27 protein-coding genes and 1 tRNA gene are annotated in these 21,231 nt (G+C 61.0%); 11 read left to right on the forward strand and 17 right to left on the reverse strand.

Translation table 11 applies throughout. From position 1 onward, the window contains the following. Positions 1-233: 233 nt before the first annotated feature. Positions 234-719, forward strand: a complete 486-nt coding sequence (locus BM194_RS00995; protein WP_092843031.1) for an Lrp/AsnC family transcriptional regulator — start codon at positions 234-236, stop codon at positions 717-719. Between the two features lie 58 nt (positions 720-777). Here the strand turns inward: BM194_RS00995 and BM194_RS01000 are convergent, their stop codons facing one another. Together BM194_RS01000 and BM194_RS01005 are read right to left on the reverse strand one after the other, a co-directional pair. Continuing rightward, a complete protein-coding gene (locus BM194_RS01000) occupies positions 778-999 on the reverse strand; it encodes a putative motility protein (protein ID WP_092842772.1) in 222 nt (73 codons plus the stop codon). 145 nt (positions 1,000-1,144) lie between these two features. Further along, positions 1,145-1,840, reverse strand: coding sequence for an aspartate/glutamate racemase family protein (locus BM194_RS01005; RefSeq protein ID WP_092842773.1), 696 nt, complete (start codon positions 1,838-1,840; stop codon positions 1,145-1,147). Between the two features lie 148 nt (positions 1,841-1,988). Between BM194_RS01005 and nfo the strand changes: the two genes are divergently transcribed. The 3 genes from nfo to BM194_RS01020 all read left to right on the forward strand — a co-directional run bounded on the left by nfo (position 1,989) and on the right by BM194_RS01020 (position 3,787). Next, the gene (nfo, locus tag BM194_RS01010) at positions 1,989-2,858 is read left to right on the forward strand and encodes a deoxyribonuclease IV (RefSeq protein ID WP_092842774.1); all 870 of its coding nucleotides are present in this window, start codon (positions 1,989-1,991) and stop codon (positions 2,856-2,858) included. Between the two features lie 9 nt (positions 2,859-2,867). Next, positions 2,868-3,161 carry a hypothetical protein gene (locus tag BM194_RS01015; protein ID WP_092842775.1) on the forward strand — a complete coding sequence of 98 codons (294 nt, stop codon included), beginning with the start codon at positions 2,868-2,870 and terminating at the stop codon, positions 3,159-3,161. Between the two features lie 101 nt (positions 3,162-3,262). Beyond that, on the forward strand, positions 3,263-3,787 hold the full coding sequence (locus tag BM194_RS01020; protein ID WP_092843033.1) for an invasion associated locus B family protein: 525 nt from the start codon (positions 3,263-3,265) through the stop codon (positions 3,785-3,787). 77 nt (positions 3,788-3,864) lie between these two features. Here BM194_RS01020 and pepN read toward each other — a convergent pair whose 3' ends face one another. After that, positions 3,865-6,558, reverse strand: coding sequence for an aminopeptidase N (pepN, locus tag BM194_RS01025; RefSeq protein WP_092842776.1), 2,694 nt, complete (start codon positions 6,556-6,558; stop codon positions 3,865-3,867). Positions 6,559-6,658: 100 nt separating this feature from the next. Beyond that, positions 6,659-7,102: a YbaN family protein gene (locus BM194_RS01030; RefSeq protein WP_092842777.1), complete on the reverse strand. Its 444-nt coding sequence runs from the start codon at positions 7,100-7,102 to the stop codon at positions 6,659-6,661. 298 nt (positions 7,103-7,400) lie between these two features. Between BM194_RS01030 and BM194_RS01035 the strand changes: the two genes are divergently transcribed. Further along, complete coding sequence (locus tag BM194_RS01035; RefSeq protein WP_092842778.1) at positions 7,401-8,213, forward strand: DODA-type extradiol aromatic ring-opening family dioxygenase; 813 nt, start codon at positions 7,401-7,403, stop codon at positions 8,211-8,213. A gap of 18 nt (positions 8,214-8,231) precedes the next feature. On the opposite strand, the gene BM194_RS01040 is transcribed toward BM194_RS01035, so the two are convergent. Next, positions 8,232-8,717: a YajQ family cyclic di-GMP-binding protein gene (locus BM194_RS01040; RefSeq protein ID WP_092842779.1), complete on the reverse strand. Its 486-nt coding sequence runs from the start codon at positions 8,715-8,717 to the stop codon at positions 8,232-8,234. A gap of 36 nt (positions 8,718-8,753) precedes the next feature. Then, positions 8,754-9,266 (reverse strand): GNAT family N-acetyltransferase, encoded by a 513-nt coding sequence (locus tag BM194_RS01045; RefSeq protein WP_092842780.1) that lies wholly within the window; start codon positions 9,264-9,266, stop codon positions 8,754-8,756. 179 nt (positions 9,267-9,445) lie between these two features. Here BM194_RS01045 and BM194_RS01050 point away from each other — a divergent pair, with 179 nt between their 5' ends. After that, positions 9,446-10,930: a RimK family protein gene (locus BM194_RS01050; RefSeq protein ID WP_092842781.1), complete on the forward strand. Its 1,485-nt coding sequence runs from the start codon at positions 9,446-9,448 to the stop codon at positions 10,928-10,930. A 48-nt stretch (positions 10,931-10,978) separates the two neighbouring features. Here the strand turns inward: BM194_RS01050 and BM194_RS01055 are convergent, their stop codons facing one another. The 6 genes from BM194_RS01055 to BM194_RS01080 all read right to left on the reverse strand — a co-directional run bounded on the left by BM194_RS01055 (position 10,979) and on the right by BM194_RS01080 (position 16,046). Continuing rightward, complete coding sequence (locus tag BM194_RS01055; RefSeq protein WP_092842782.1) at positions 10,979-11,857, reverse strand: glycine betaine ABC transporter substrate-binding protein; 879 nt, start codon at positions 11,855-11,857, stop codon at positions 10,979-10,981. A gap of 51 nt (positions 11,858-11,908) precedes the next feature. Continuing rightward, positions 11,909-12,706, reverse strand: a complete 798-nt coding sequence (locus BM194_RS01060) for a DUF2797 domain-containing protein (protein ID WP_092843035.1) — start codon at positions 12,704-12,706, stop codon at positions 11,909-11,911. Positions 12,707-12,735: 29 nt separating this feature from the next. Beyond that, positions 12,736-12,999: a YeaC family protein gene (locus tag BM194_RS01065; RefSeq protein ID WP_092842783.1), complete on the reverse strand. Its 264-nt coding sequence runs from the start codon at positions 12,997-12,999 to the stop codon at positions 12,736-12,738. Between the two features lie 70 nt (positions 13,000-13,069). Beyond that, on the reverse strand, positions 13,070-13,915 hold the full coding sequence (locus BM194_RS01070; RefSeq protein WP_092842784.1) for a rhomboid family intramembrane serine protease: 846 nt from the start codon (positions 13,913-13,915) through the stop codon (positions 13,070-13,072). Between the two features lie 243 nt (positions 13,916-14,158). Then, entirely contained in the window at positions 14,159-15,163 is a 1,005-nt protein-coding gene (locus BM194_RS01075; protein WP_177223302.1) for a metallophosphoesterase, read from the reverse strand. Position 15,164: 1 nt separating this feature from the next. Next, positions 15,165-16,046, reverse strand: a complete 882-nt coding sequence (locus tag BM194_RS01080; RefSeq protein WP_092842785.1) for an NAD(+) kinase — start codon at positions 16,044-16,046, stop codon at positions 15,165-15,167. Between the two features lie 120 nt (positions 16,047-16,166). Between BM194_RS01080 and BM194_RS01085 the strand changes: the two genes are divergently transcribed. After that, on the forward strand, positions 16,167-17,126 hold the full coding sequence (locus BM194_RS01085) for a DUF1853 family protein (RefSeq protein WP_092842786.1): 960 nt from the start codon (positions 16,167-16,169) through the stop codon (positions 17,124-17,126). 28 nt (positions 17,127-17,154) lie between these two features. On the opposite strand, the gene BM194_RS01090 is transcribed toward BM194_RS01085, so the two are convergent. Beyond that, complete coding sequence (locus BM194_RS01090) at positions 17,155-18,024, reverse strand: carboxylate/amino acid/amine transporter (protein ID WP_092842787.1); 870 nt, start codon at positions 18,022-18,024, stop codon at positions 17,155-17,157. On the opposite strand from BM194_RS01090, the gene BM194_RS01095 reads away from it, so the two are divergent. After that, positions 18,023-18,559, forward strand: coding sequence for a DUF6314 family protein (locus tag BM194_RS01095; RefSeq protein WP_280522531.1), 537 nt, complete (start codon positions 18,023-18,025; stop codon positions 18,557-18,559). The genes BM194_RS01090 and BM194_RS01095 overlap by 2 nt on opposite strands. A gap of 54 nt (positions 18,560-18,613) precedes the next feature. Here BM194_RS01095 and BM194_RS01100 read toward each other — a convergent pair whose 3' ends face one another. Together BM194_RS01100 and BM194_RS01105 are read right to left on the reverse strand one after the other, a co-directional pair. After that, positions 18,614-18,775 (reverse strand): YqaE/Pmp3 family membrane protein, encoded by a 162-nt coding sequence (locus BM194_RS01100; protein WP_092842789.1) that lies wholly within the window; start codon positions 18,773-18,775, stop codon positions 18,614-18,616. A gap of 47 nt (positions 18,776-18,822) precedes the next feature. Further along, entirely contained in the window at positions 18,823-19,071 is a 249-nt protein-coding gene (locus BM194_RS01105; RefSeq protein WP_092842790.1) for a hypothetical protein, read from the reverse strand. Positions 19,072-19,322: 251 nt separating this feature from the next. Here BM194_RS01105 and BM194_RS01110 point away from each other — a divergent pair, with 251 nt between their 5' ends. The 3 genes from BM194_RS01110 (at position 19,323) to BM194_RS01120 (ending at position 20,512) form a co-directional block, all read left to right on the forward strand. Beyond that, on the forward strand, positions 19,323-19,727 hold the full coding sequence (locus tag BM194_RS01110; RefSeq protein WP_092842791.1) for a CBS domain-containing protein: 405 nt from the start codon (positions 19,323-19,325) through the stop codon (positions 19,725-19,727). A 240-nt stretch (positions 19,728-19,967) separates the two neighbouring features. Further along, positions 19,968-20,043, forward strand: a tRNA-Gly gene (locus BM194_RS01115). A 172-nt stretch (positions 20,044-20,215) separates the two neighbouring features. Further along, positions 20,216-20,512, forward strand: a complete 297-nt coding sequence (locus BM194_RS01120; protein WP_092842792.1) for a hypothetical protein — start codon at positions 20,216-20,218, stop codon at positions 20,510-20,512. A gap of 81 nt (positions 20,513-20,593) precedes the next feature. Here the strand turns inward: BM194_RS01120 and BM194_RS01125 are convergent, their stop codons facing one another. Both BM194_RS01125 and BM194_RS01130 read right to left on the reverse strand, forming a co-directional pair. Then, positions 20,594-20,863 (reverse strand): hypothetical protein, encoded by a 270-nt coding sequence (locus BM194_RS01125; RefSeq protein ID WP_092842793.1) that lies wholly within the window; start codon positions 20,861-20,863, stop codon positions 20,594-20,596. A gap of 104 nt (positions 20,864-20,967) precedes the next feature. Then, positions 20,968-21,150, reverse strand: a complete 183-nt coding sequence (locus BM194_RS01130) for a hypothetical protein (protein ID WP_092842794.1) — start codon at positions 21,148-21,150, stop codon at positions 20,968-20,970. Between the last annotated feature and the right edge of the window lie 81 nt (positions 21,151-21,231).

Below are 21,231 nucleotides of genomic sequence, written 5' to 3' on the forward strand. Positions count from 1 at the left end.
GCCGGCGCCGGAGGATGCGCCGTAAGTGACGAATGTGTCAGGTCGCCTCGTGAGCGACGCCGGGGAACGCCTCTTGTGGAGCCGCTCCCCGGCAACGTGTCGATCGCTGGTGGCGATGATTGTTAGCTTACGCCCCACCCTCGGGTCGAGGATTGCGAATTCGCTGCTTATGGGCGCATACTTTGGCAATTACTTCCAATGACTTCCCAAAAGAAGAAGAAATATTGCGCGACATGACAACTTTGCACATCAGCCCTGCGTTGGACCGCTACGATCGTCATATCCTCGACATCCTGCAGCGCGATGGCAGAATCAGTAATCAGGAACTGGCCGAAAGGATCGGCCTCTCTCCGTCGCCGTGCCTGAGGCGCGTCCGCGCTCTGGAAGAAAGTGGCTTGATCATGGGCTACCGCGCCGTGGTCGACAGCAAGCGCCTGGGTTACAGCCTGATGGCGCTATTGCATATCTCCATGGATCGGCACACTCCGGAGCGCTTCGCCAACTTCGAGAAAAACGTCGCAGCCCTGCCACAAGTGCTGGAGTGCCTGCTGATTACCGGGCAGGAAGCCGATTATCAGCTCAAGGTGGTGGTCCGGGACATGGACGACTATCAGGACCTGCTGCTCAACCGCATCACGCGCATCGAAGGCGTCAGCGGCGCACATTCCAGCTTCGTGCTACGGCGAGTGATCGACAACCCGGCCGTGCCGGTGGGGTGAGACTGATCAGCGAGGAAGCGGCATTGCCCCGAGAGAGCAATGCCACAGGTCCAGGCACTCAGGCGTAAGTGTTGATGCGCGTACCGACAGAGCCGCTCGAGGCCAGCGAATCCTTTGGAGCGGCCGATTCCATGATTTCCGAGACCTGATTGGCCTGGGTCTCCAGTGACTCCTTGAGCAGGCTCATCTGGGCCTGCTGACCGGCATTGTACTGCTGCAGGGTCAGGGCCATGCTCACGGTTGCATTGACTGACGAATCCACTTGGCATACCTCGCTCATGTTGGAAAGCCTTGAACCTACCATTCGCCCCTCATCGCGACGAGTTTGTGGCATCAACGCGTACCGTGACGAAACAAAATCAGCTTATTCGTGAAACCATACATCACGGTCAGCACTATCATGCCGCTTGTTATGTGGCGCTGAGTCAGTCGTTCAATGCCTTGTTCAATGCCGCCTCGACGTGCAGCATCGAGGTATCGTAGAGCGCTATGCGGGTATCGGTGGGCTGAACCAGCATGCCGATCTCCGTGCAGCCAAGAATCACGCCCTGGGCCCCGCGCCGAGCAAGGTGGTCGATGATCGAGAGGAAGCGGTTTCGGGAATCGTCACTGACCGTGCCATGCACGAGTTCATCGAAGATGACATTATGTATGAACTCTTGCTCTTCCTGCTCCGGCGTCACTACCTCGATATCGAAGCGGGACTCGATGCGCTCGCGGTAGAACGCCTGCTGCATGGTGAATCGTGTGCCCAGCAGGCCGACGCGACTCACCCCGTCACGCTGCAGCGCCTGCCCTGCCGCATCGGCGATATGCAGCAAGGGAATGTCGATTGCCGCCTCCACGTCATCCGCCACGCGGTGCATGGTATTGGTGGCAATCAGCAAAAAATCGGCGCCGGCCGCCTGGACCTGGCGCGCCGCAATCGCCAGGTAACGGCCTGCGGCTTCCCAATCGCCGGCACGCTGCAGCGCCTCGATCTCGGCGAAATCGACGCTGACCAGGCAGACCGGAGCCGAATGATAGCCACCAAGCCGGTTGCGAACGCCTTCGTTCAGGCCTCGATAGTAGGTCTGCGTTGACTCCCAACTCATGCCGCCCAGGATTCCGATCGTCTTCATTCGTCCTGCCTCCCTTGTCATTCTCTGACCATCCTCGTGCATTAGCTGCCAACGAAAAACGTCAAATGCTGCGTGCCCTTTAGACGGTCGCGCTTGGATTGCCGACGCACTACTATAGCTTCCCTCAACTCTGCGATGGACACACGGCATGAAATACATCGGCGCCCATGTCAGCGCAGCGGGCGGTGCGGCACAGGCTGTGGCCAGGGCTCACGAGATTGGAGCCAACGCCTTCGCGCTGTTCACCAAGAACCAGCGCCAGTGGCACGCCAAGCCGCTGAGCGACGAGGCCATTACCTCGTTCAAGGCGGCCTGCCAGCGCTACGGGTTCGCCCCCGGGCAGATCCTTCCCCACGACAGCTACCTGATCAACCTGGGGCACCCTGACGATACGGCGCTGGAAAAATCCCGGGCCGCGTTTCTCGATGAATTCCAGCGCTGCGAACAGCTTGGCCTGACACTATTGAACTTTCATCCCGGCAGCCATCTGCGCAAGATCTCCGAGCGCGAGTGCCTTGCGCGGATTGCCGAGTCGATCAACCACGTGTTGTCCCGGACACACCGCGTCACTGACGTCATCGAGAATACTGCCGGACAGGGCACCAACCTGGGCTATCGTTTCGAGCACCTTGCCGAGATCATCGAACAGGTCGACGACAAGTCGCGTGTCGGTGTATGCATCGACACCTGCCATGCCTTTGCGGCAGGCTACGACCTACGCACACCTGAGGCGACGCTGGCCACGCTTGACGAGTTCGGTGCTGTGGTCGGTTTCGAGTACTTGCGCGGCATGCACCTTAACGATGCCAAGAGCGCCTTTGCCAGCCGAGTCGACCGTCATCACTGTCTTGGTGAAGGCAATATCGGCCTCGAGGCGTTTGCCACGCTCATGGGTGATTCACGTCTCGATGGAATTCCCCTGATCCTTGAAACCATCGAGCCGGATCGCTGGTCGGAGGAAATCAGTTGGTTGCGTGCCCAGCAGCGCCAACCGGTCAATCTCGCTCCCAGCCACTAGGGTTCATTCATGCTTGCCAACGGCTTCTTCACCTGGCTCGGCGAAAGCCTCGGCGAGGCCATTCGTTTCATCGTCGATGTACTGGGTGGCTTCTTCGCCGGCATCGGCGTTGCCGCTCACGATTTCATCGAAGGGCTGACCGGCTCATTGGGCATGGACACGTCATTGTTCGGCCTGATCGCACTGATCCTTGGCCTGGGGCTACTCTACAAGGGGATACGCGCCCTGCTGCAGCGTTCGTTTCTGACCGGTGCTCTTTGGATGCTGTTCGGCCTGCTGGTGCTGAGCTGGTTGATTGCATAGCTCGGCTCCAGGGCAACCAGACGTTACACATTGTCATGAGCCGGCCGGACTGGTTTCATGACCCTGACCACACGACATCAAGACGACAGGAGATGGATATCATGTTGAAGCGCACCAAACTGCCGCGCCGGGCCCTGGCCTGCCTTGCCGCGTTGGCGATGGCCCCTGCCGCCTTGGCGCAACAACCCACGAACGAGGCCGACGTCACCACCGAGCAGTTCCAGGAATGGGAAGTGCGCTGCCCTCAAGGTGCCGCAGCGCAAGGCGCCTGCACCATGACCCAACTGGTCAACAACCCCGACGGCAGCCGCCCCCTGATGCGGGTGGTCATGGCCTATCCGCCGGAAATCGACACCGCGGCCATGGCCTTCTTCCTGCCGCTGGGCACGCGCCTGGCTCCCGGGCTTCAGCTCAGTGTCGACGGGGGCGAGCCGGTCTCCTTCCCCTTCCAGGTATGCATGGAACAGGGCTGCCGCGCCGACCTGCCCCTGCGCCCCGAACTGATGCAGCAACTGCGCAGCGGCACCTCGGCCACGCTCAGCCTGATCGGTCCACGCGGCAACCGCATGGATCTCGACATCTCGCTGATGGGCTTTACCAACGCCAGCGAACGCATCCAGCGCTAAGCGTTCCTTCACCCCTTGACGTAAAACGGGCCGCTCGAGAGCGGCCCGTTTTACGAAGCTACGATCTCAGTGCTTTTTCAATTGGCTAGCGCCTTCTCGACCACCTCATAGACATTGGGCGATAGCTCTTCGGCACGGATACGCTCGAGCTCCGCCTTCATCAGCGCCTGACGCTGCTCGTCGAAGCGCTGCCAACGCGTCAGCGGTGTGATGATACGCGCTGCAATCTCCGGGTTGAGCCGGTTGAGCTCGATGACCACATCGGCCAGCAGCCGGTACCCCTCGCCATCCAGACGGTGGAAATTGACCCGGTTCTGACCGGCGAATGCCCCGATCAGCGCACGCACCCGATTAGGATTCTTGAGCGAGAACGCGGGATGATCCATCAGGTACTTGACGCGTTCCAGAGCATCCGACTGCGGCCGGGTGACCTGCACGCTGAACCACTGATCCATCACCAGCGGATCGTGCGCCCATTTCTCGCCGAAGGCCCGCAGTGCAGGATCGGCGATGTCGCCGCGCGAACTGTGCACCAGCAGCGTCAGTGCCGCCCGTACATCGGTCATGTTGTGCTGCGCCTCGAACTGCTGACGGGCCAGTTCGACGCCCTCCTCGTCCTCGATACTCATCAGGTAGGACAGCGCCACGTTCTTGAGGCTGCGTTGCGCGATCTGCTCGGCATCCGGCGCATAGGGCGCATCGGACCGGTTGGCCTGGTAGAGCGCCAGGAACTCGTCACGCAAGGCAACAGCTAGCGACTGCTTGACGAAGTTGCGCGCGGCGTGGATGGCATCGACATCGACCATCGGCTGCTGTTCGGCAATGTACGCTTCGGACGGCAGCGTCAGCATCTCTGCCAGCACCGCCTTGTCGTCATTCGGCTCGATCAGCAGGCTGCGGAAGGCCTCGGTGACGCGAGGATCCATGACTTTCTCGACGCCGTTGCGGTGCGCAGCGATCAGGTCGTCCAGCGCCAGCATGGCGAGACGCTGACCGGCATCCCAGCGATTGAAGTCGTCGGAGTCGTTCTGCAGCAGGAAGGCCAGGTCCTCGCGGCCATAGGGGAAGCGCAGCTTGACCGGCGCCGAGAAACCACGCAGCAGCGAAGGTACCGGGGCCTCGGCGACGTCGGTGAAGACGAAGGTCTGCTCCTCTTCGCGCAGGTGCAATACGCCATCTTTGCCCAAGTCTTCCTTTCCGTCAGGCGTGTCGAGGGTCAGGGTCAGGTCCTCACCGGACTTGGTACCCACCAGGCCAACGCGCACGGGAATGTGCAGCGGCAGCTTGTCAGGCTGGCCGGGTGTGGCCGGAGTACGCTGACGCAGCGTCAGGCGGTACTCGGCGCTGGCGTAGTCATACTCGCCGTAGGCGTCGATTTCCGGGGTGCCGGCCTGCGAATACCAGCGCATGAACTGATCGAGATCGAGGCCGGACACTTCGGCCATGCAGCCGACGAAATCCTCGATGGTCACCGCCTGGCCATCGAAGCGCTCGAAGTACAAGTCCGAGCCTTGGCGGAAAGCCTCCCAGCCAAGCAGGTTGCGCAGCATGCGCACGATCTCCGAGCCCTTCTCGTAAATGGTCAGGGTATAGAAGTTGGAAATCTCGATGTAATGGTCCGGACGCACCGGGTGGGCGGTGGGGCCGGCATCCTCGGCAAACTGTGCGGTACGCAGGAAGGACACGTCCTCGATGCGCTTGACTGGGGCCGAGTTCATGTCGGCCGAGAAATTCTGGTCACGGAAGACGGTGAAGCCCTCCTTGAGCGACAGCTGGAACCAGTCGCGGCAGGTCACGCGGTTGCCCGACCAGTTATGGAAGTACTCGTGGGCGACCACCCCCTCGACACGCTGGAAGGCGGCATCGGTCGCCGTCTGCGGATGGGTCAGCACCGCTGCCGAGTTGAAGATGTTGAGCCCCTTGTTTTCCATCGCGCCCATGTTGAAGTCATTGACAGCGACGATCATGAACAGATCGAGGTCATACTCGCGCCCGTATGTCTGCTCGTCCCAGGCCATCGACGCCTTGAGCGATCGCATGGCGTGCTCTGTCTTGTCGAGGTTCTCCGGCTCGACCCAGAGCTGCAGGGTCACGTCTCGGCCACTCATGGTGGTGAAGCGATCCTCGACCTTCTCGAGCTGACCGGCGACCAAGGCAAACAGATAGCTCGGCTTGGGATGCGGGTCCTCCCAGGTCACGAAGTGCTTGCCATCCGGCAGCTCGCCGCGTTCCACCGGGTTGCCGTTGGACAGCAGCACCGGCAACTGCTTCTGGTCACCAATGACCGTGGTGGAAAAGGTCGCCATCACGTCGGGGCGATCCAGGTAATAGGTGATGCGTCGGAACCCTTCGGCCTCGCACTGGGTGCAGAACATGCCGTTGGAAAGATACAGGCCTTCCAGCGCGGTATTGGCCTGGGGATCGATCACGACCTCGGTTTCAAGACGCAGGCGGTCCGGCGCATCGGTGATGGTCAGCGTCTCGTCATCGACCTGATATTCTCCAGGCTGCAGTTCCTGGCCATCAATGGCGATGCGCTCAAGGCTGAGTTTCTCACCGTGCAGCGTCAGGGGAAGACCGGGCTCGCTATCGGGATGGCGCTCCAGATGCAGGGCGGCATGCACATGGGTATCGGTTGGCGACAGGTCGAACTTCAGCTCGGTATGCGTGACGCGGTAGGCCGGGGGGCGGTAGTTCTTGAGATAGACCGGTTGCGGCTGGGCATCGACCGGCTTGATTTCGGCTTCTTCGGAAACGCGCGTATCGGACATGAATCGAGAACTCCTGTACAAGATGACCGACATTGTACGGTGCCCGGGGCAGGAGTCTCAAAACCGCAGGCATGCCACGGCCGAACCCATGTTCGAACCTCTAGCGCCCCAGACGTTGTGCAGACAGTCGTTCCTTGGGTATCGGACGGGATGACATCTCGCCGCACGACACCCCCCGCGCCGGCTCGGGCCTTGTGGCGATCCACAATCCCAGCGACAGCAGGCCAGCAATCAGCCCGCCCCGCAGCAGCATGGAATCGAGCACCATCGCCAGGACCGCGCATGAGGCCAGCAGCATCGTCACGGCCAGGATCTTGGCATGCCGGGGAATGGCATGCTCATGCTCCCAGGCCTCGATCGGTGGGCCAAAGCGTGGGTGTTGGCGAATCCATCGGGCGAAACGGGGGGAACCACGCGAGGCTAGCCAGACAGCTAGCAACATGAAACAGGTCGTGGGCAATAACGGCACGAACAAACCCACTAGCCCTACGGAAAAGCTGAGGCCAGCGAGACAGGCGAAGACGAGCTGTCTTGTCTTTGACATTCGTGTATCTCCTGTCGCGCTTGCGATGTCGGAACGAGGGCCGTCGAACCCATTCTTGGGACGCGCCTGGCTGGGCATGGGCCCGACGACCGCTGTCATTACACAGCATGGCTATCGGTCGACGGAAATCGTTTAACCCTATGACTAGACTAGGCAAGCTTAATCGTCACGTCATCCATGCTTATCCGAGAATACCACCGGTCATCACTGTTCATGAACGGTAAACGGTCTATTGCCCGAATGGTGGCTGGCGTTTCGCTGTGTAACCGCTAGGCTGTGGTCACGATTGGAGACCATCATGCGAAACGTACTGTTCCTGTCACACGGCTCTCCGAGCCTGGTCATCACCGAACACCCCGCCCGGGACTTCTTCGTTGCCCTGGGCAAGCGCCTGCCACGACCGCAGGGCGCGCTAGTCATCTCGGCCCACTACGAAACCTCGACACTGGCGCTGGGCGGCGCGGCGCGGCCCACCACGCTTCACGACTTCTATGGCTTCCCCGACGTCATGTACCAGCAGCGTTACCCTGCCGAGGGCCTGCCTGACATGGCCCGCCAGTTGGCGGCGGAACTCGACGCCAGCGGTTTCGGCGTCGACGTGGAGTCGCGTCGTCCGCTGGATCATGGCGTATGGTCCCCCCTGTCGCTGGTCTGGCCGCAGGCGGATATTCCCCTGCTGCCGGTCAGTGTGCCGATGGCGTTGCCGGACAATGAACGCCTGGCCCTGTCAGCCCACCTCGGCCAATTCGCCGAGCGCCATGGACTGTGGCTGATCGGCTCGGGCGCAGCTACCCACAACCTGGGCGATCGCAAGCCGGCCGATGCCGGGCCGGATCGCTGGGCCCAGGAGTTTCACGACTGGGCACGCAATGTTGCCGAGCAGGGCGATCTGGAGGCTCTCGCGGACTGGCGCCGTCAAGCGCCGCACGCCACCTACGCCCACCCCACCCCGGAGCATTTCCTGCCGCTGCTGATGACAGTCGGCGCCCTCGAAGGTCAGCCGATGAGGGCCCTGCACGAAAGCTTCATGTTCGGCAATCTGAGCATGCTGTGCCTGGCCGATCTCGATACGGCAAGCCGGGTCGCACACGACACCGGCGCTGTAGCCTGAGTCCGGCCACGCACCGGCTCAGTCGCGGAAATTGTCGAACTGCAGCGGCATATCGATGGACTCGTCGCTTTTCAGCAGGGCGATGGCCTGCTGCAGGTCGTCGCGTTTCTTGCCGGTCACACGCACCTTGTCGCCCTGAATCTGGGCCTGAACCTTGAGCTTGGCATCCTTCAGCGTCTTGACGATCTTCTTGGCCAGGGGTTGATCGATGCCTTGGCGCAGTACGACTTCCTGACGGGCACGGACACCGCCCGTGTCGGCATCCTTCTCCTCCAGGCAGCCCACATCAATGCCCCGGGCGATCATGCGGCCCTTGAGGATATCGAGCATCTGACGCAGTTGGAAATCGGCATCGGCCTCCATATGGACGCTGTCGCCTTCCTCACGGAAGCTGGCCGTCACACCGCGAAAATCGAAACGTGTTCCCAGCTCGCGATTGGCCTGGTCCACGGCATTGGTGACTTCATGCTTGTCGAGTTCGGAAACGATATCGAAGGAGGGCATGTCTTGGCTCCGCAATGGCTATCGAGACCGGGCATGCTAGCCCAGGCTAGGCACGGGCGCATCCGCTATTTGGTCAGTCGTCTCGACGACCAGCGGCTTGTCCATCTGCCAGGCGGCGCAGCCGTCGATGTAGTAATCATCCAGCCAGCGCCGCGGCAGAAAGCCCATGCGCCGATACAGCCCCATGGCGACCCGGTTGTCGGCACGCACTTCCAGGCTCAGCTTGAGCATGTCGCGCTCGATGGCCTGCTGTTCGAGCTTTTCCAGTAGCCGCCGGCCCACGCCTCCGCCACGCGCCTCGGGATGCACGCAGAACGAATAGAGCCGAGCCGTACGACTGTTGCGTCGAAACAGCAGCGTGCCGTAGCCACGCAATACCCCCTCCTCGCCCTCGGCCAGCCAGGTGACGGCATTGGCACGGCTGAGCAGGTGTGCCAGTTGGCGACGGCTGAAGCGATCTCCCTCGAAGCAGTCGAGTTCAAGCTGGCACAGGGCGGCGAGATCGCCAGGTGTCGCGGGGCGCAGGGCAAGATGAGACGTCGCTTTCATGACTCGGCTTCCTGGGTGAACGACGGCATTCTGATTCGGTAAATTGCGCGTGTCATTGGCATTGAGCATGAATTTATTTCACGCTGTCTAGTTGTTGAAGCGGGTTTGGGTCAAGGGCATCCTAGGCCCTTGTATCGTCTCCCTCCGGTCTTTTTTCATTTATGGCAGGAAGCTTGCTCATGTCGCCATTGCGCATCGTTGTCGACCGTGTTTCCGACTGGCGCCCCTATTACCCCACCGACGACCTGATCACTGCGGCCGACTACCTGGCCCAGGGTACCAATGGCGAGCAGGACGCCACCACGCATGTCATCAACCTGTGCAGCGGCCTCGACTACCTTGAAACCGGCTATTACGTGTCGCTGCTGGCACAGGCGCGTGGGCAGCGCGTGTTACCCAGCGTCGAGACCCTCAACCAGCTATCACGCAAGGCATTGGTCGACCTGCAGCTCGAATCGTTGGCACCGCTGATGGATGAACTGGCACGCCGAGGCGCCCTGGAGGGCGACGCCTTCACGCTGCGCGTGATGTTCGGCGAATGCCTGGAGGATGGGCTGGGCAAGCTGGCGCGGCGGCTTTTCGAGCGCTTGCCCTGCCCCCTGCTCGAGGCACGCTTCCAGCGTCGCCAGGGCCTGTGGCGCCTGGCACGCCTCAAGCCGCTGGCGTTGACCTCGCTGAACACCGAGGAACAGGACCTGTTCGCGGCGTCATTGAACCGGCATTCACGCAAGGTCTGGCGTACGCCCAAGGCGCGCCGCCGCTACCGTTACGACCTGGCGATGCTGGTCGACCCCAAGGAAGCCCTGCCGCCCAGCAACAAGAGCGCCATCAAGCAGTTCATTCGCGCTGGTCGGCGTCTGGGTATCGATGTCTCGTTAATCACCAAGCGCGATGAAGGCCGCCTGGCCGAATTCGATGCACTATTCATCCGCGAGACCACGAGTCTGGATCATCACACCTATCGCATGGCCAAGCGTGCCGAGCATGAAGGCCTGGTGGTCATCGACGATCCGCGCTCGATATTGTGCTGCACCAACAAGGTCTACCTGCACGAGCTGCTCAACACCAAGGGGGTGCCGGCCCCGGGTGGCCTGCTGCTCTATCGCGACGACCTCAAGCGCCTGCCCCAAAAAGCCGAAGGCCTGCAGTTCCCGATGGTACTCAAGGTGCCGGACGGCGCCTTCTCGCGTGGTGTAGTCAAGATCCAATCTGTGGATCAGCTGGTCCAGGAAGCCGAGCGCCTGTTCCAGTCCTCGGCACTGTTACTGCTGCAGGAGTGGCTGCCCACCGAGTTCGACTGGCGTATCGGCGTGCTCGATGGCGAGGTGCTGTTCGCCAGCCGCTACTACATGGCCCGAGGTCACTGGCAGATCTACGATCACTCGCGCGGCAAGACGCGCAGTGGCGGCTTCACGACCCATGATCCCAAGGACGTGCCCAGGCCGGTCGTCAAGGCAGCACTCAAGGCCACCCGCCTGATCGGCGACGGCCTGTACGGAGTGGACCTCAAGCAGATCGGCGAACGCGTAGTGGTCATCGAGGTCAACGACAACCCCAACCTGGATGCTGGCGTGGAAGATGTGGTGCTGGGGCCGCGACTCTATTCGAAGGTGATGGAAGTGTTCCTGGCACGCATGGAAGAGCATCGTCGTCACACGGGGTGAAGGCGACGCGCCACACCTGGCGCGTCGACTCACGACGAGGCGTCGTGGTTACTGGGCGTTTTCTTCGCCGGTGGCCAGCCATTCCTCGACCAGCGCACGATTCTCGTCGATCCACTGGCGCGCCCCCTCGGCCGGGTCGCCAGTCTCTTCGATCATCGCCATCAGGCTGCCTAGCGCGTCGTCGTCCATGTACCAGGCATTGAGTACCGCCGTCAGCCAGGGATCGTCCTCGGCGAAATCCTTGCGCGAGAACCAGTGAATAGCTTCCTCGTCGCCATAGACGTTCCTGGGGTCGTCGAGGTACTTGAGATCGTATTCGGCAAAGGCCCAATGCGGGCTCCAGAGCGTCACGACCATGGGTTCCTGGCGCCGATAGGCATCGTCCAGCGCTGCCATCATGGCCACCTCGGAGCTACTGAGCTGGCGCATGGGCAAGCCATAACTCTCGATGGCCTCTTCGGTGAGCGAGGAAATCGACGAGCCCGGGTCGATACCGACGATGGTGGGTTCCCCCTGATAGTCGAACGTTTCGCCCTGCTCGGCCAGGTCGGCAATGCTCTCGGCCTCCACGTAGCTCGGAACGACCAAGCCCATCCCGGCACCTTCGTACCAGACATCGTGAATGACGAGTTGGTCCTTATGCGGCTCGATATAGCTGGCATCCGTGGCAGGCAACCAGGTTTCCAGGGAAATATCCATGTCGCCGCTGGCAACGCCACTGAACGCCACGCTCTTGCCCACATTGGAAAGCTCGACCTCGTAGTTGTACGGCGCTTCTTCGAGCAGCAGCTTCCACATGTTGGCCACGGCGATGTTTTCGGCCCAGTTCAGGGTACCGATGGTCAGCGCCTTGTCGTCCTGCGCCTGCGCATTTAGGCTCGCCGCGACCAGACCGGCGGCCAGGATGGCTTGCATTGTCCTTGGCATGATGTCTCCTCGTGTTGTGGTGCTTTCAACATACCACGTACTGCAGAGGCATCACTCCACGGTGACTTCGTAACCGGTGTACTTGCGCAGGTTGATCACCCCGGTGTCGAACATCAGGTATTGGCCCTTGAGCCCCATCAGGGTCCCCCCGACAGCGGGCGTCTTGTCGAGGTTATGCGAGACGACCTTGGTCGGCGATTCAAGGACGGGGTAATCGAGCGTCACCGGCTCGACGTCGAGCACGCGCAGGCTGTCCGCCCCGAAGCGTTCGCGCAAGCCACGCAGGCCATTGTCCAGGGATGCCAGGAGGCGGTCTCGCTCGGCGCACAGGTCGACAGGCTCAACCTCACCCTTGAGCATGGCTCGCCAGTTGGTACGGTCGGCGACCTGTTCCTTGAATAGCATCTCGACAAAACCCGATTGCTGTCGGGTATCGACCTCGAGGATCGGCAGGGCCTGGATCGCCCCCTGATCCAACCAGCGTGTCGGCAACTGGGTCCGGCGCGTAATGCCGACCTTGAGGCCCGATGAGTTGGCCAGATAGACCACGTGCGGCTGAAAACAGTGGCTCTCGCCCCACTCTGGCTCGCGACAGGTCCCCTGGTCGAAGTGACAAGTCTCGGGCTTGACGATGCAGGTGTCGCACTGCGCCAGCCGCTTGAAACAGGGGTAGCAATAACCCTGGCCAAAGCTCTTGCGGGTTGCGCGACCGCAGTGGGTACAGGCAATTGCTCCGGTATGCGTCAGCCGCAGCGTCTTGCCGAGCCGGGCATTGAGGTCGAGACGGTGGTCACCGGCACGCAGCGTATAGCGCACCGGTGCATTCCTCCCTGCAGGCTCGATATGCATCTTGGTCAGGCAACCGCGCAGCGGCGTGATCAATTCACCCACTTGATACTATCCTCCCCGTCCGTCGTGTCCTGGGTGCCGCAGCTCTGGCGCTGCAGATAGCCCACACGCTGATCCTCGGGCACGTTGTGCTCGATCTCGTAGCGCATCACGGCTTCCAGACACAGTTCGGTCTGCTCGGACGTCAGTTGGCGGCCGTCGGGCCACTTGCGCAGTGCCACAGCCTGCTTGAGGCTCTGGTAGATATCCGGCGTCATCTGCTGGATCATGCGGTCGAAGGTCATCTCGCTCATCGTCTTCTCTCCGGGTAGGCTCCCGTCATAATGTCTTGGGTCACGCCTGGTCTGTCACAAGCGATGCCGGTCAGGCACGCCGGGCCCGGCCACTGGCGAGCCATCCCCATACCAGCCCCACCAGCAGGCCACCCAGGTGGGCTTCGTTGGCCACATTGCCGAAACCGATCGGCTCGGCGAAATCGGTCATGGTGAACACCATCCAGCCCAGCATGAACACCACCAGCATCTGCGGCACGAAGAAGCCACTGCGCGGAGCGCGTCGCGACATCAGCCAGACATAGCCGAGCAATGCGTAATCGACGCCGGACATGCCACCGAACAGGACCGTCCCCGTCGCGTACTGGGCCAGATTGGATATCAGGGCACTGACCATCACAATACCCAACAGGCGCCATGCCCCCTGAAGCGCCTCGATCTGGCGACCGAAGTACCACAACCACAGCATGTTGAAGATAAGGTGCATCCAGCCGAAGTGCAGGAAGGCCGGCGATACCAGCCGCCAGATCTGACCGGAGGCCAGCGTATCGCCCAAAGTACCGACGCTCAGGGTATTGCCCACCACGCCGAGCGGCGTAATGGTCATGGCGGCAATCACCAGATCGCCGAGGATGGCCATGATCGCGAACACCGCCAGGCACAGGCCAATCAGCATGACGGCCACGGGGGCCTCGGCCAGCGGGCTCTGCTGCCAGTTACGCCGGGCCCTACGCTGTCCAGTCGGACGCTGAAGCGTCTCGCCGCGCTCCCAGCGCGTGAGCAATTGAAGCAGTTCCTGATGCTGTCGCGGGTCGGCAAGCCACAGGACCTGAACATTGCCTTCCTCGGTGAAGCGATGCCCAATGCGCTCGGCCCAGAGCGCCTTGCGCAGCGCTCGCGTATCGGTATCACGCGGCAGTTCCAGCACCTTATACATGATGACTCCTCATCCCGGCGGAAAGCCGCGCCATGGAAAACGCACGCAAAGAAAAGTCCGGCGGAGGGGGCCGCCGGACAATGAGCAAGGGATCATTCAAGGGAACACCTACTCTGATAGCCAAAACCCGCTCAAGTTTCACGCCGATGGAAAAAATTGCGTAATAAATTGTAAAACTACCAGTTTCTTGCGAGAACCACCCGATACACCAGCAATGGTCTGGCGGTGCTGATTGCAGGTGATTCAATCCAGATCGATTTCCCACGGGCGCGGCCTGGCCTGCTCCTCCCTGGGAACGCGAATCCAGACGAACTTGTCGGCATCGAGTTCACGTTCTCCATCCCAGCGATAGGCCACCAAACGGCCGAACTTCACGGCACTATAGTCCAGGCAGGCAATGTTGGGCGCCGGCAGGGCCGGAATCCCCTCGCACCAGTAATGCCCCACGAACAACGGTGGCTCATCAGGACCATAGTAGGAGAGCCTCGCCAACTCCCGGTCGGATAACTGGCGATCCTCGAGATCGCCGGGCAGGTTATCCGGCTGAAAGATCACATCGCCATAAGTGCGCGGCGCGGCGGCCCAGAAATGTGCACGAAAGGTTCGCCGCGTGAACCCGTCTCCGGATTGGATCTCCACGCCTTTGGGCAGCGGGATGTGCGTGCCCCGGGTCAAGCGCTCAAGCGCCTTGAAGGCGAAACTGTCAGGACGTACCGACTCATGCAGAAAGTCCTCGTCGATTCGTGCCCCGGGATAGCGGGCCAGAAAGCGCTCGATCAGCGGCGCATCCCAGCAGGCATGCACGACCCGCAGCCCGTCGCGCTCGAGCAACAGCGGAATCTCCATGAACCAGGCAAGAGTATCTTCCCATTCCGCTGGATGGTCGCGGTACTGCTCGAAGGTTTCCTGGATGATGCGATTGTGGCGCGGCGTGTGCTCACGCAGCCATTCACAGCCCGAGCCATCGCGACAGCGGCGCGTGTACGTCAGTGCGTTGGCTTCATGATTGCCCATGACGATGAAGGCCTCGCCCGACTCCACCATGCGCCGGGCTATGGTGACCGCCAATCGGATGCGGGGCCCGCGGTCGATCAGGTCGCCAAGGAAAATGACCTTGCGGCGAGGATGCCGATAGATGCCGCCACGCTGGTGATAGCCGAGCTTTTCCAGCAAAGATGCCAAGGTCGCACCACAGCCATGCACGTCGCCGATCAGGTCGTAGCCGTCGATACCGTCGGTCATGCTCATGTCATTCCCCCAGCCGGTTACTCCAGCCCAGTTTGCTGCGGCAAATTTCGAAATAATTGTGTCCGCGCGGATGGATCAGCTTCAATCGCTGGGGTTTGCGGCGCACGTGCAGGATATCGCCCGGCTTGGAGACCACCTGGGTCTGGCCGTCACAACTGACGTGCGGGTAAGCTTCGTTGGTCTCGCCGATATGTACCATGATCTCGCTGGAGGCATCGACGACGATGGGCCGGCTCGACAGGGTATGCGGGAACATCGGCACCAGGGTGATGGCCTCGAGCTTGGGATGCACGATCGGCCCTCCACCGGACAGGGCATAGGCCGTGGAACCGGTAGGCGTGGCAATGATCAGGCCATCCGAGCGCTGGCTATAGACGAACTGGCCGTTGACGAACAGTTCGAACTCGATCATGCGCGCCGCCTTGCCAGGATGGATCACCACATCATTGAGTCCATCGGCAGTGCCCACGAGGCTGCCGTGGCGAAATACCTCGGCATCGAGCAGGAAGCGCTCCTCGACATCGTATTCCCCGGCCAGCACCTCTCCGACCCGGGCCTCGACCTCATCGGGCGAAATGTCCGTCAAAAAGCCCAGCCGCCCGCGATTGATACCCAGCACGGGTGTCCCGGTACGGCACAGTGCGCGGCCAGCACCCAGCATGCTGCCGTCGCCTCCGACCACGATGACCAGATCGCAGATATCACCGAGCAGACGCCGGCTCGCTTCCTGCTGACCGTGATCGAGCAGCACCGTCGCGGTTCGATCCTCGAGTATGACATGGTAGTCATGGGCGTTGAGAAAACGAATCAAGCGCTTGAGTGTGTCGACGACCTTGGCGCTACCGAGACGGCCGATCAATCCGATATTCTTGAAAGATGCCATGGGCGCTCCACTCCCCGTCCAAGCCGGTCATTATGCGGGCTGAGCCGGGCACGGGCAAACCGACTCTGACAGGGCCACCCAGCGACTGGCCATGACAAGCCCGCTCTTCGAGGGAATCGCATGTCCGAACATGACAATGCCGACAGCAGCCGTGAACTGGCTTGGCTGCGACATCCCCAGGTGCGTGATTTGGCCTGGTTGCTGCAGGCGCCGGATCTACTGAGCACGCCGTTTCCCGGCCGCCCCTCCCTGGTGGCGCTGGGACTTGCCGATCCTGACGAGCGTCGTGCCTGGCTGAATGATATGGAATGCCGCCCTCAGGCCCTCGAGGCCATGACCGGCCCGCGACTGACGGGACGCCTGGGACACTACCATGAGGTACTGTGGCATTTTCTGCTGGATAGCGCGCCCGGCACGCGCCTGCTGGCGCATAACCTGCCGGTCCGGGACGACAAGCGCACGTTGGGCGAGATTGACGTGCTCTACAGTGCGCGGAACGACCCGCAACCGATCCATCTCGAGTTGGCAATAAAGTATTACCTGGGCCTGCCCCAAGGGCCTGGAGCGGCCGACAGCCAGGCCCGTTGGATCGGACCAGGATGCGCCGACTCGCTAGCCATCAAGCGCCAACGCACGATCGTCAGCCAACTACCACTCAGTCACACCCATGAGGCCCGCGCCGTACTGAGGCCATACACCGACCAGACTCCTCTTCAGCACCTCGCCATGCCGGGCACCCTGTTTCATCCATGGTCAGCAGACGAGACTGCCGGCTTGCCGCTTCCCAGGGAAGCGACACCAGAGGCATTGATGGGTGATTGGCTGCCCATCGCCGACTGGCCTGCCTATTTGAACGGACGACAGCACTGGCGCGGCGCTTTCTTGAACAAGCCCTACTGGCTGGCCCCGCCACGCGAGGAAACGCTGGAGGACCTGACGACATTGACTCAGGCTCTACGAGCCCACTTCGCGCAATGGCGGGCGCCGCGCCAACTGGCATTGCGAGACCCTGCCGGCCGGTGGCGACGCGTATTCGTGGTCGACGACACCTGGCCGGCTGTGACGACTCTTCCTGTCTAGCAGTCAAGCGACCAGCGTGCTATCCCACTCACGCCATCACGGGGCGACGACGCTTGACGAACCACTCGTTGACCAGAAGCGAGGCGACGATGATCGCACCGCCAATGGCCAGGCGCGACAGGTCGGCATCGCGGTTCCAGATCAGCAGGTTGACCAGCAGCCCGGCCGGAATCAGCGCGTTGTTCATGATGGCCAATGCACCGGCATCGACGAGGGTCGCTCCCTTGTTCCACAGGAAATAGCCGATTCCCGAGGCCGCCAGGCCCAGCCAGGCCAATACGCCCCATTGGACAGCGGTGGTTGGCAGCTTCGCGGTCGAGCCGAAGATCGCGAAGGCAATGATCACCAACGCCAGCGCTCCCAGGTAGAACCAACCGAACACACTGCGCTGCGGCAGGTGACGAGGCAGCCCGTTGGCCAGGTGTCGATAGGCTACCTGCCCGACAGCGAAGCACAGGTTGGCGCCCTGCACGACAAGGAAGCCCAGCCAGAAGTCGCTGCTGATACCTTCGTAGCGGATCACCGCTGCCCCGACCACCGCCAGCGCCGCCGTAAGCAGGTAGAATGGTGAGAAGCGCTTGGCCATGGCATCGTCGATCAGCGTGACATACAGCGGCGTGAAGATGGTGAACAGCAATACCTCCGGCACCGACAGCAGCAGGAACGACTGATAGAAGAAGATGTACATCAGACCGAGCTGGATTGCCCCGATTCCCATCAGCGCCAGCTTCAGACCGTTACTGAGGGCGGAAGGTCGCAGGAACGGCAGGAACAGCAGGCTGGCCAGCGCAATGCGCACCAGCACCGCAAAATAGCTATCGACCTGGCCGGCCAGGTAAGCGCCGATAAGCGAGAAGGAAAAGGCCCACAGGGCCGTGACACCAATCAGGTAGGACATGACAGATCAACCGAGTATTGCTGGAGCGGAGGCGCGCATTTTACATCTCCGCCGCCACTTGTCATCCCTTGTCAGCGTTAGCTTTCGCTCACGCTCGGGAACACGCTCCCAGTGCCATTGGTCCGGCCATGGCCAAGGTCAGGTCGACGTGGAGCACCCCGGGGACGGCAGCCTGCGTATTCACGAGAGCGGCCACTTCCAGCTGGACGCGCCGGCTCCCTCATCAGGTAGCGTTCAGCGGGCATCGACTCCCCGCCCGATTCCCTTTCGCAACGTCTTTCGCTGGCGTTTCTTCGACGATCGTGTCTCGCTCGCCCACGAGCGGCGCGGTGCCGAGGCTGCCGTCTGGCTGTTCGACCTGGGTGTCACGCAGAACGCCAACTCGGTTGACCTGATATCCCTGCAGCCGCATCAGTGCATTGACGACCGCTACCAGGCTCGACTGACTTTTACCCATGACGGCTTCGATCTCGCCTGGACGATTACCGGCCCGCGCAAGGACGAGCATATCCATTACCGATACCGTACTTCATAATAAAACAGCGGCGCTTGAGGCGCCGCTGTCGTCATCATTGCTTGAGGAACGGGGTTAATCGTATTTCAGGATGACCCAGATCGCATGAATGATGCCCGGAATATACCCGAGGATCGTCAAGAGTATATTGAGCCAGAAGTGCATACCGAACCCCACCTGCAGGAAAACACCCACCGGCGGTAGAAGTATGGCGAGAATGATGCGAATGACGTCCATCCAAACCTCCTTGTCGTCACGCTAGAAGTAGCAATGGGACCAACGTTTCACTGCGACTCGTCACCGTCATGACGATGGGCGCGTCGGTCGATTTTCTGGGCTATCCGGCCTGAATCCTCTGCCAGCCGGTCGTGATAACGCTCCCAGTCTTCCCAATCATAGGGCGTGCCACTGCGAGGACGATGGCTTCCCGCCTCCCTCGCTCGAGACCAGGCCAGCTCCTCCAGAGTCTGGGGTCTGTCCTCTTCCTTGTCCAGTTCGATCCCTTGCTTGGCCAGGTAATCCCGCGCGTTCATTCGTCACCTCCGTTCAAGCGAAGCGGCTCACTACAAGAACCTGTATCTTGGATTCACGTCATGCCATGAGGTTCCTGCCAGTTGGCATACCGGGCTGCGCTATGCTGAATGGAAGAAACGCTCTGGCGGCAGCGGTTGCCACCCTGTCGCCGAGCATGGCGATTCTCGAGCAATGCAAGGATGCAGCACGGCAGAATTGAGCCAAGAGCAGCAACCTGGGACGGAGCCATCTTGGCAGAAGGAGCGCGACCATGAACAAGGCACCGGTAACTGTCAGCGAGATCATGTCCAAGGATTGCTACAGGATCACGGGAGACACCTCGGTGGCCTCTCTGGTGGCAGGCCTGGCCCTGCACCGATTGCCCGGCGCACCGGTAGTGGATAAACATGACCATTTGGTGGGCTTCATTTCGGAGCAGGACGTACTTGGCAAGCTTCTAGATAGCAGCTATCACGGGGGCGAGCCGGCACTGGTTCGCGAATTGATGCGCCACGAGGTGCTGACCGTTGCTCCAGACAAGAGCATCGTCGACCTGGCCCAGGAAATGCTGGGCCAGAAACCCAAGATCTATCCCGTGGTCGATCATGAGCGCCTGGTGGGCATCGTCACGCGCCATGACATCTTGGGAGTGCTCTGCTCGATGCGCGGTAGCTGAGCGACGCCTCACCTTACCGAGCACATAAAAAACCGCCGCATCGAGCGATGCGGCGGTAAAGGATCGAATGCAGTAAGCAAGAAACACATTTCAGCGACTGCTGAAAAACTGTGCTTGCAACCTTATGACCGCCCCAAATCCAAAATTCTCCCTGAATCGGAATTTTTTTGTTCAAGGGCCTGGCCATCGTCGCCATGGCTTGCCAGGAGGCCCGGCGATTCATTATGATCGCGCTACCGGGCGGGTATAGCTCAGTTGGTAGAGCATCAGCTTCCCAAGCTGAGGGTCGAGGGTTCGAATCCCTTTGCCCGCTCCATATTTCCCTCTAGTACCGCTCCCGCCCTTGTCCTGCCCCTCTTGGCGTTATCTGCGTTTTATCAGCCGATTGTCACGTTGCCAGTCGACGCTACACTTTTGCATGTTTCACTGCCTTGATGGCATTGCCACAGAGAAAGGGCTGACAAAGATCGGACGTAAAGGAGCGCATCATGGAACTGGATATCGTCGATCCCCCTATCGAACGCGCCAAGACGCTGGTGCCTGGAGACCAGGCCGAGGCCAGGAGCGGCAATCAATCCTTCGATGTAGAAATCGTCGAGAAGCGCGGCGATGGCAGCTTCGATGTCATGGTCAACGAGACGCATGCCGAGCCGGGTGAACGGGTGCAAGACATGATCGGCAAGCGCATCAGGGTCCAGTGGTTCAACTTCATTCGTATTCGCCCTCAGGGCGAAGACTGGGATGACGGATTGTCGTTCCCGGACGAGAAACCCGACCGGCTTTGAATACGTGCACAAGCGACGAGGGTGGCAAAGCCTCAGCCTCGCCACCCTCGTCGTGTCGCCTGCTAAAAAATCGGTAGCCGGTTATTCGGGCCCGGGGTCCGCATCGCTCTTCTTGTTCCAGGTTTCGCGATTGGATTGCTTCATGCTCTCGACTTCGTACTTGGCATCTTCGTAGGAATCGAAGACACCCACCGGCATTCCTGTATCGCTGTCGTAGACTTCGTAGCGGGTCTCACCATCCCCGTCGGGCTCCCGCACTTCGCGAATCTCCAATGCGCTCTCGATCATGGTCAACTCCTTGTCTGATTCCTTGCCATCGGTGGCACCCACTAACTGGGACATCAGCGGCAACAGCCCGTTCCTTCCCCTAATGGGGCAACGGTCAGCTATCCGTTATGCCTGAACAGCATAGGCTCGCACGCCAGTAGCGGAAAATCGACAGGGATAGCGCCAGATCAATGAGGCAAACGGCTGCAGATTTCCCGATTGGCACGTAGCGCCTCGGGATAGGAAGGGTAGCGGTCGATTTCCTTGGCCTCGCCACCGGTCGTCTCGACAAGCGCCCAATAGTCCGGCTGCTTGAGACGGCCGTGGCGGACATCGGCAATCGGGGTGATCTTGAAGCTGCGCTTGGCCATGAAGAATCTCCTTTTCTTTAAAGCCACTTCATCAGCATGGTCAATTCCCCGACGCAACGAAACAAGATTTAACTCATCGAA

It is taken from the genome of Modicisalibacter xianhensis, from assembly GCF_900113605.1.
Lineage (GTDB): Bacteria > Pseudomonadota > Gammaproteobacteria > Pseudomonadales > Halomonadaceae > Modicisalibacter > Modicisalibacter xianhensis.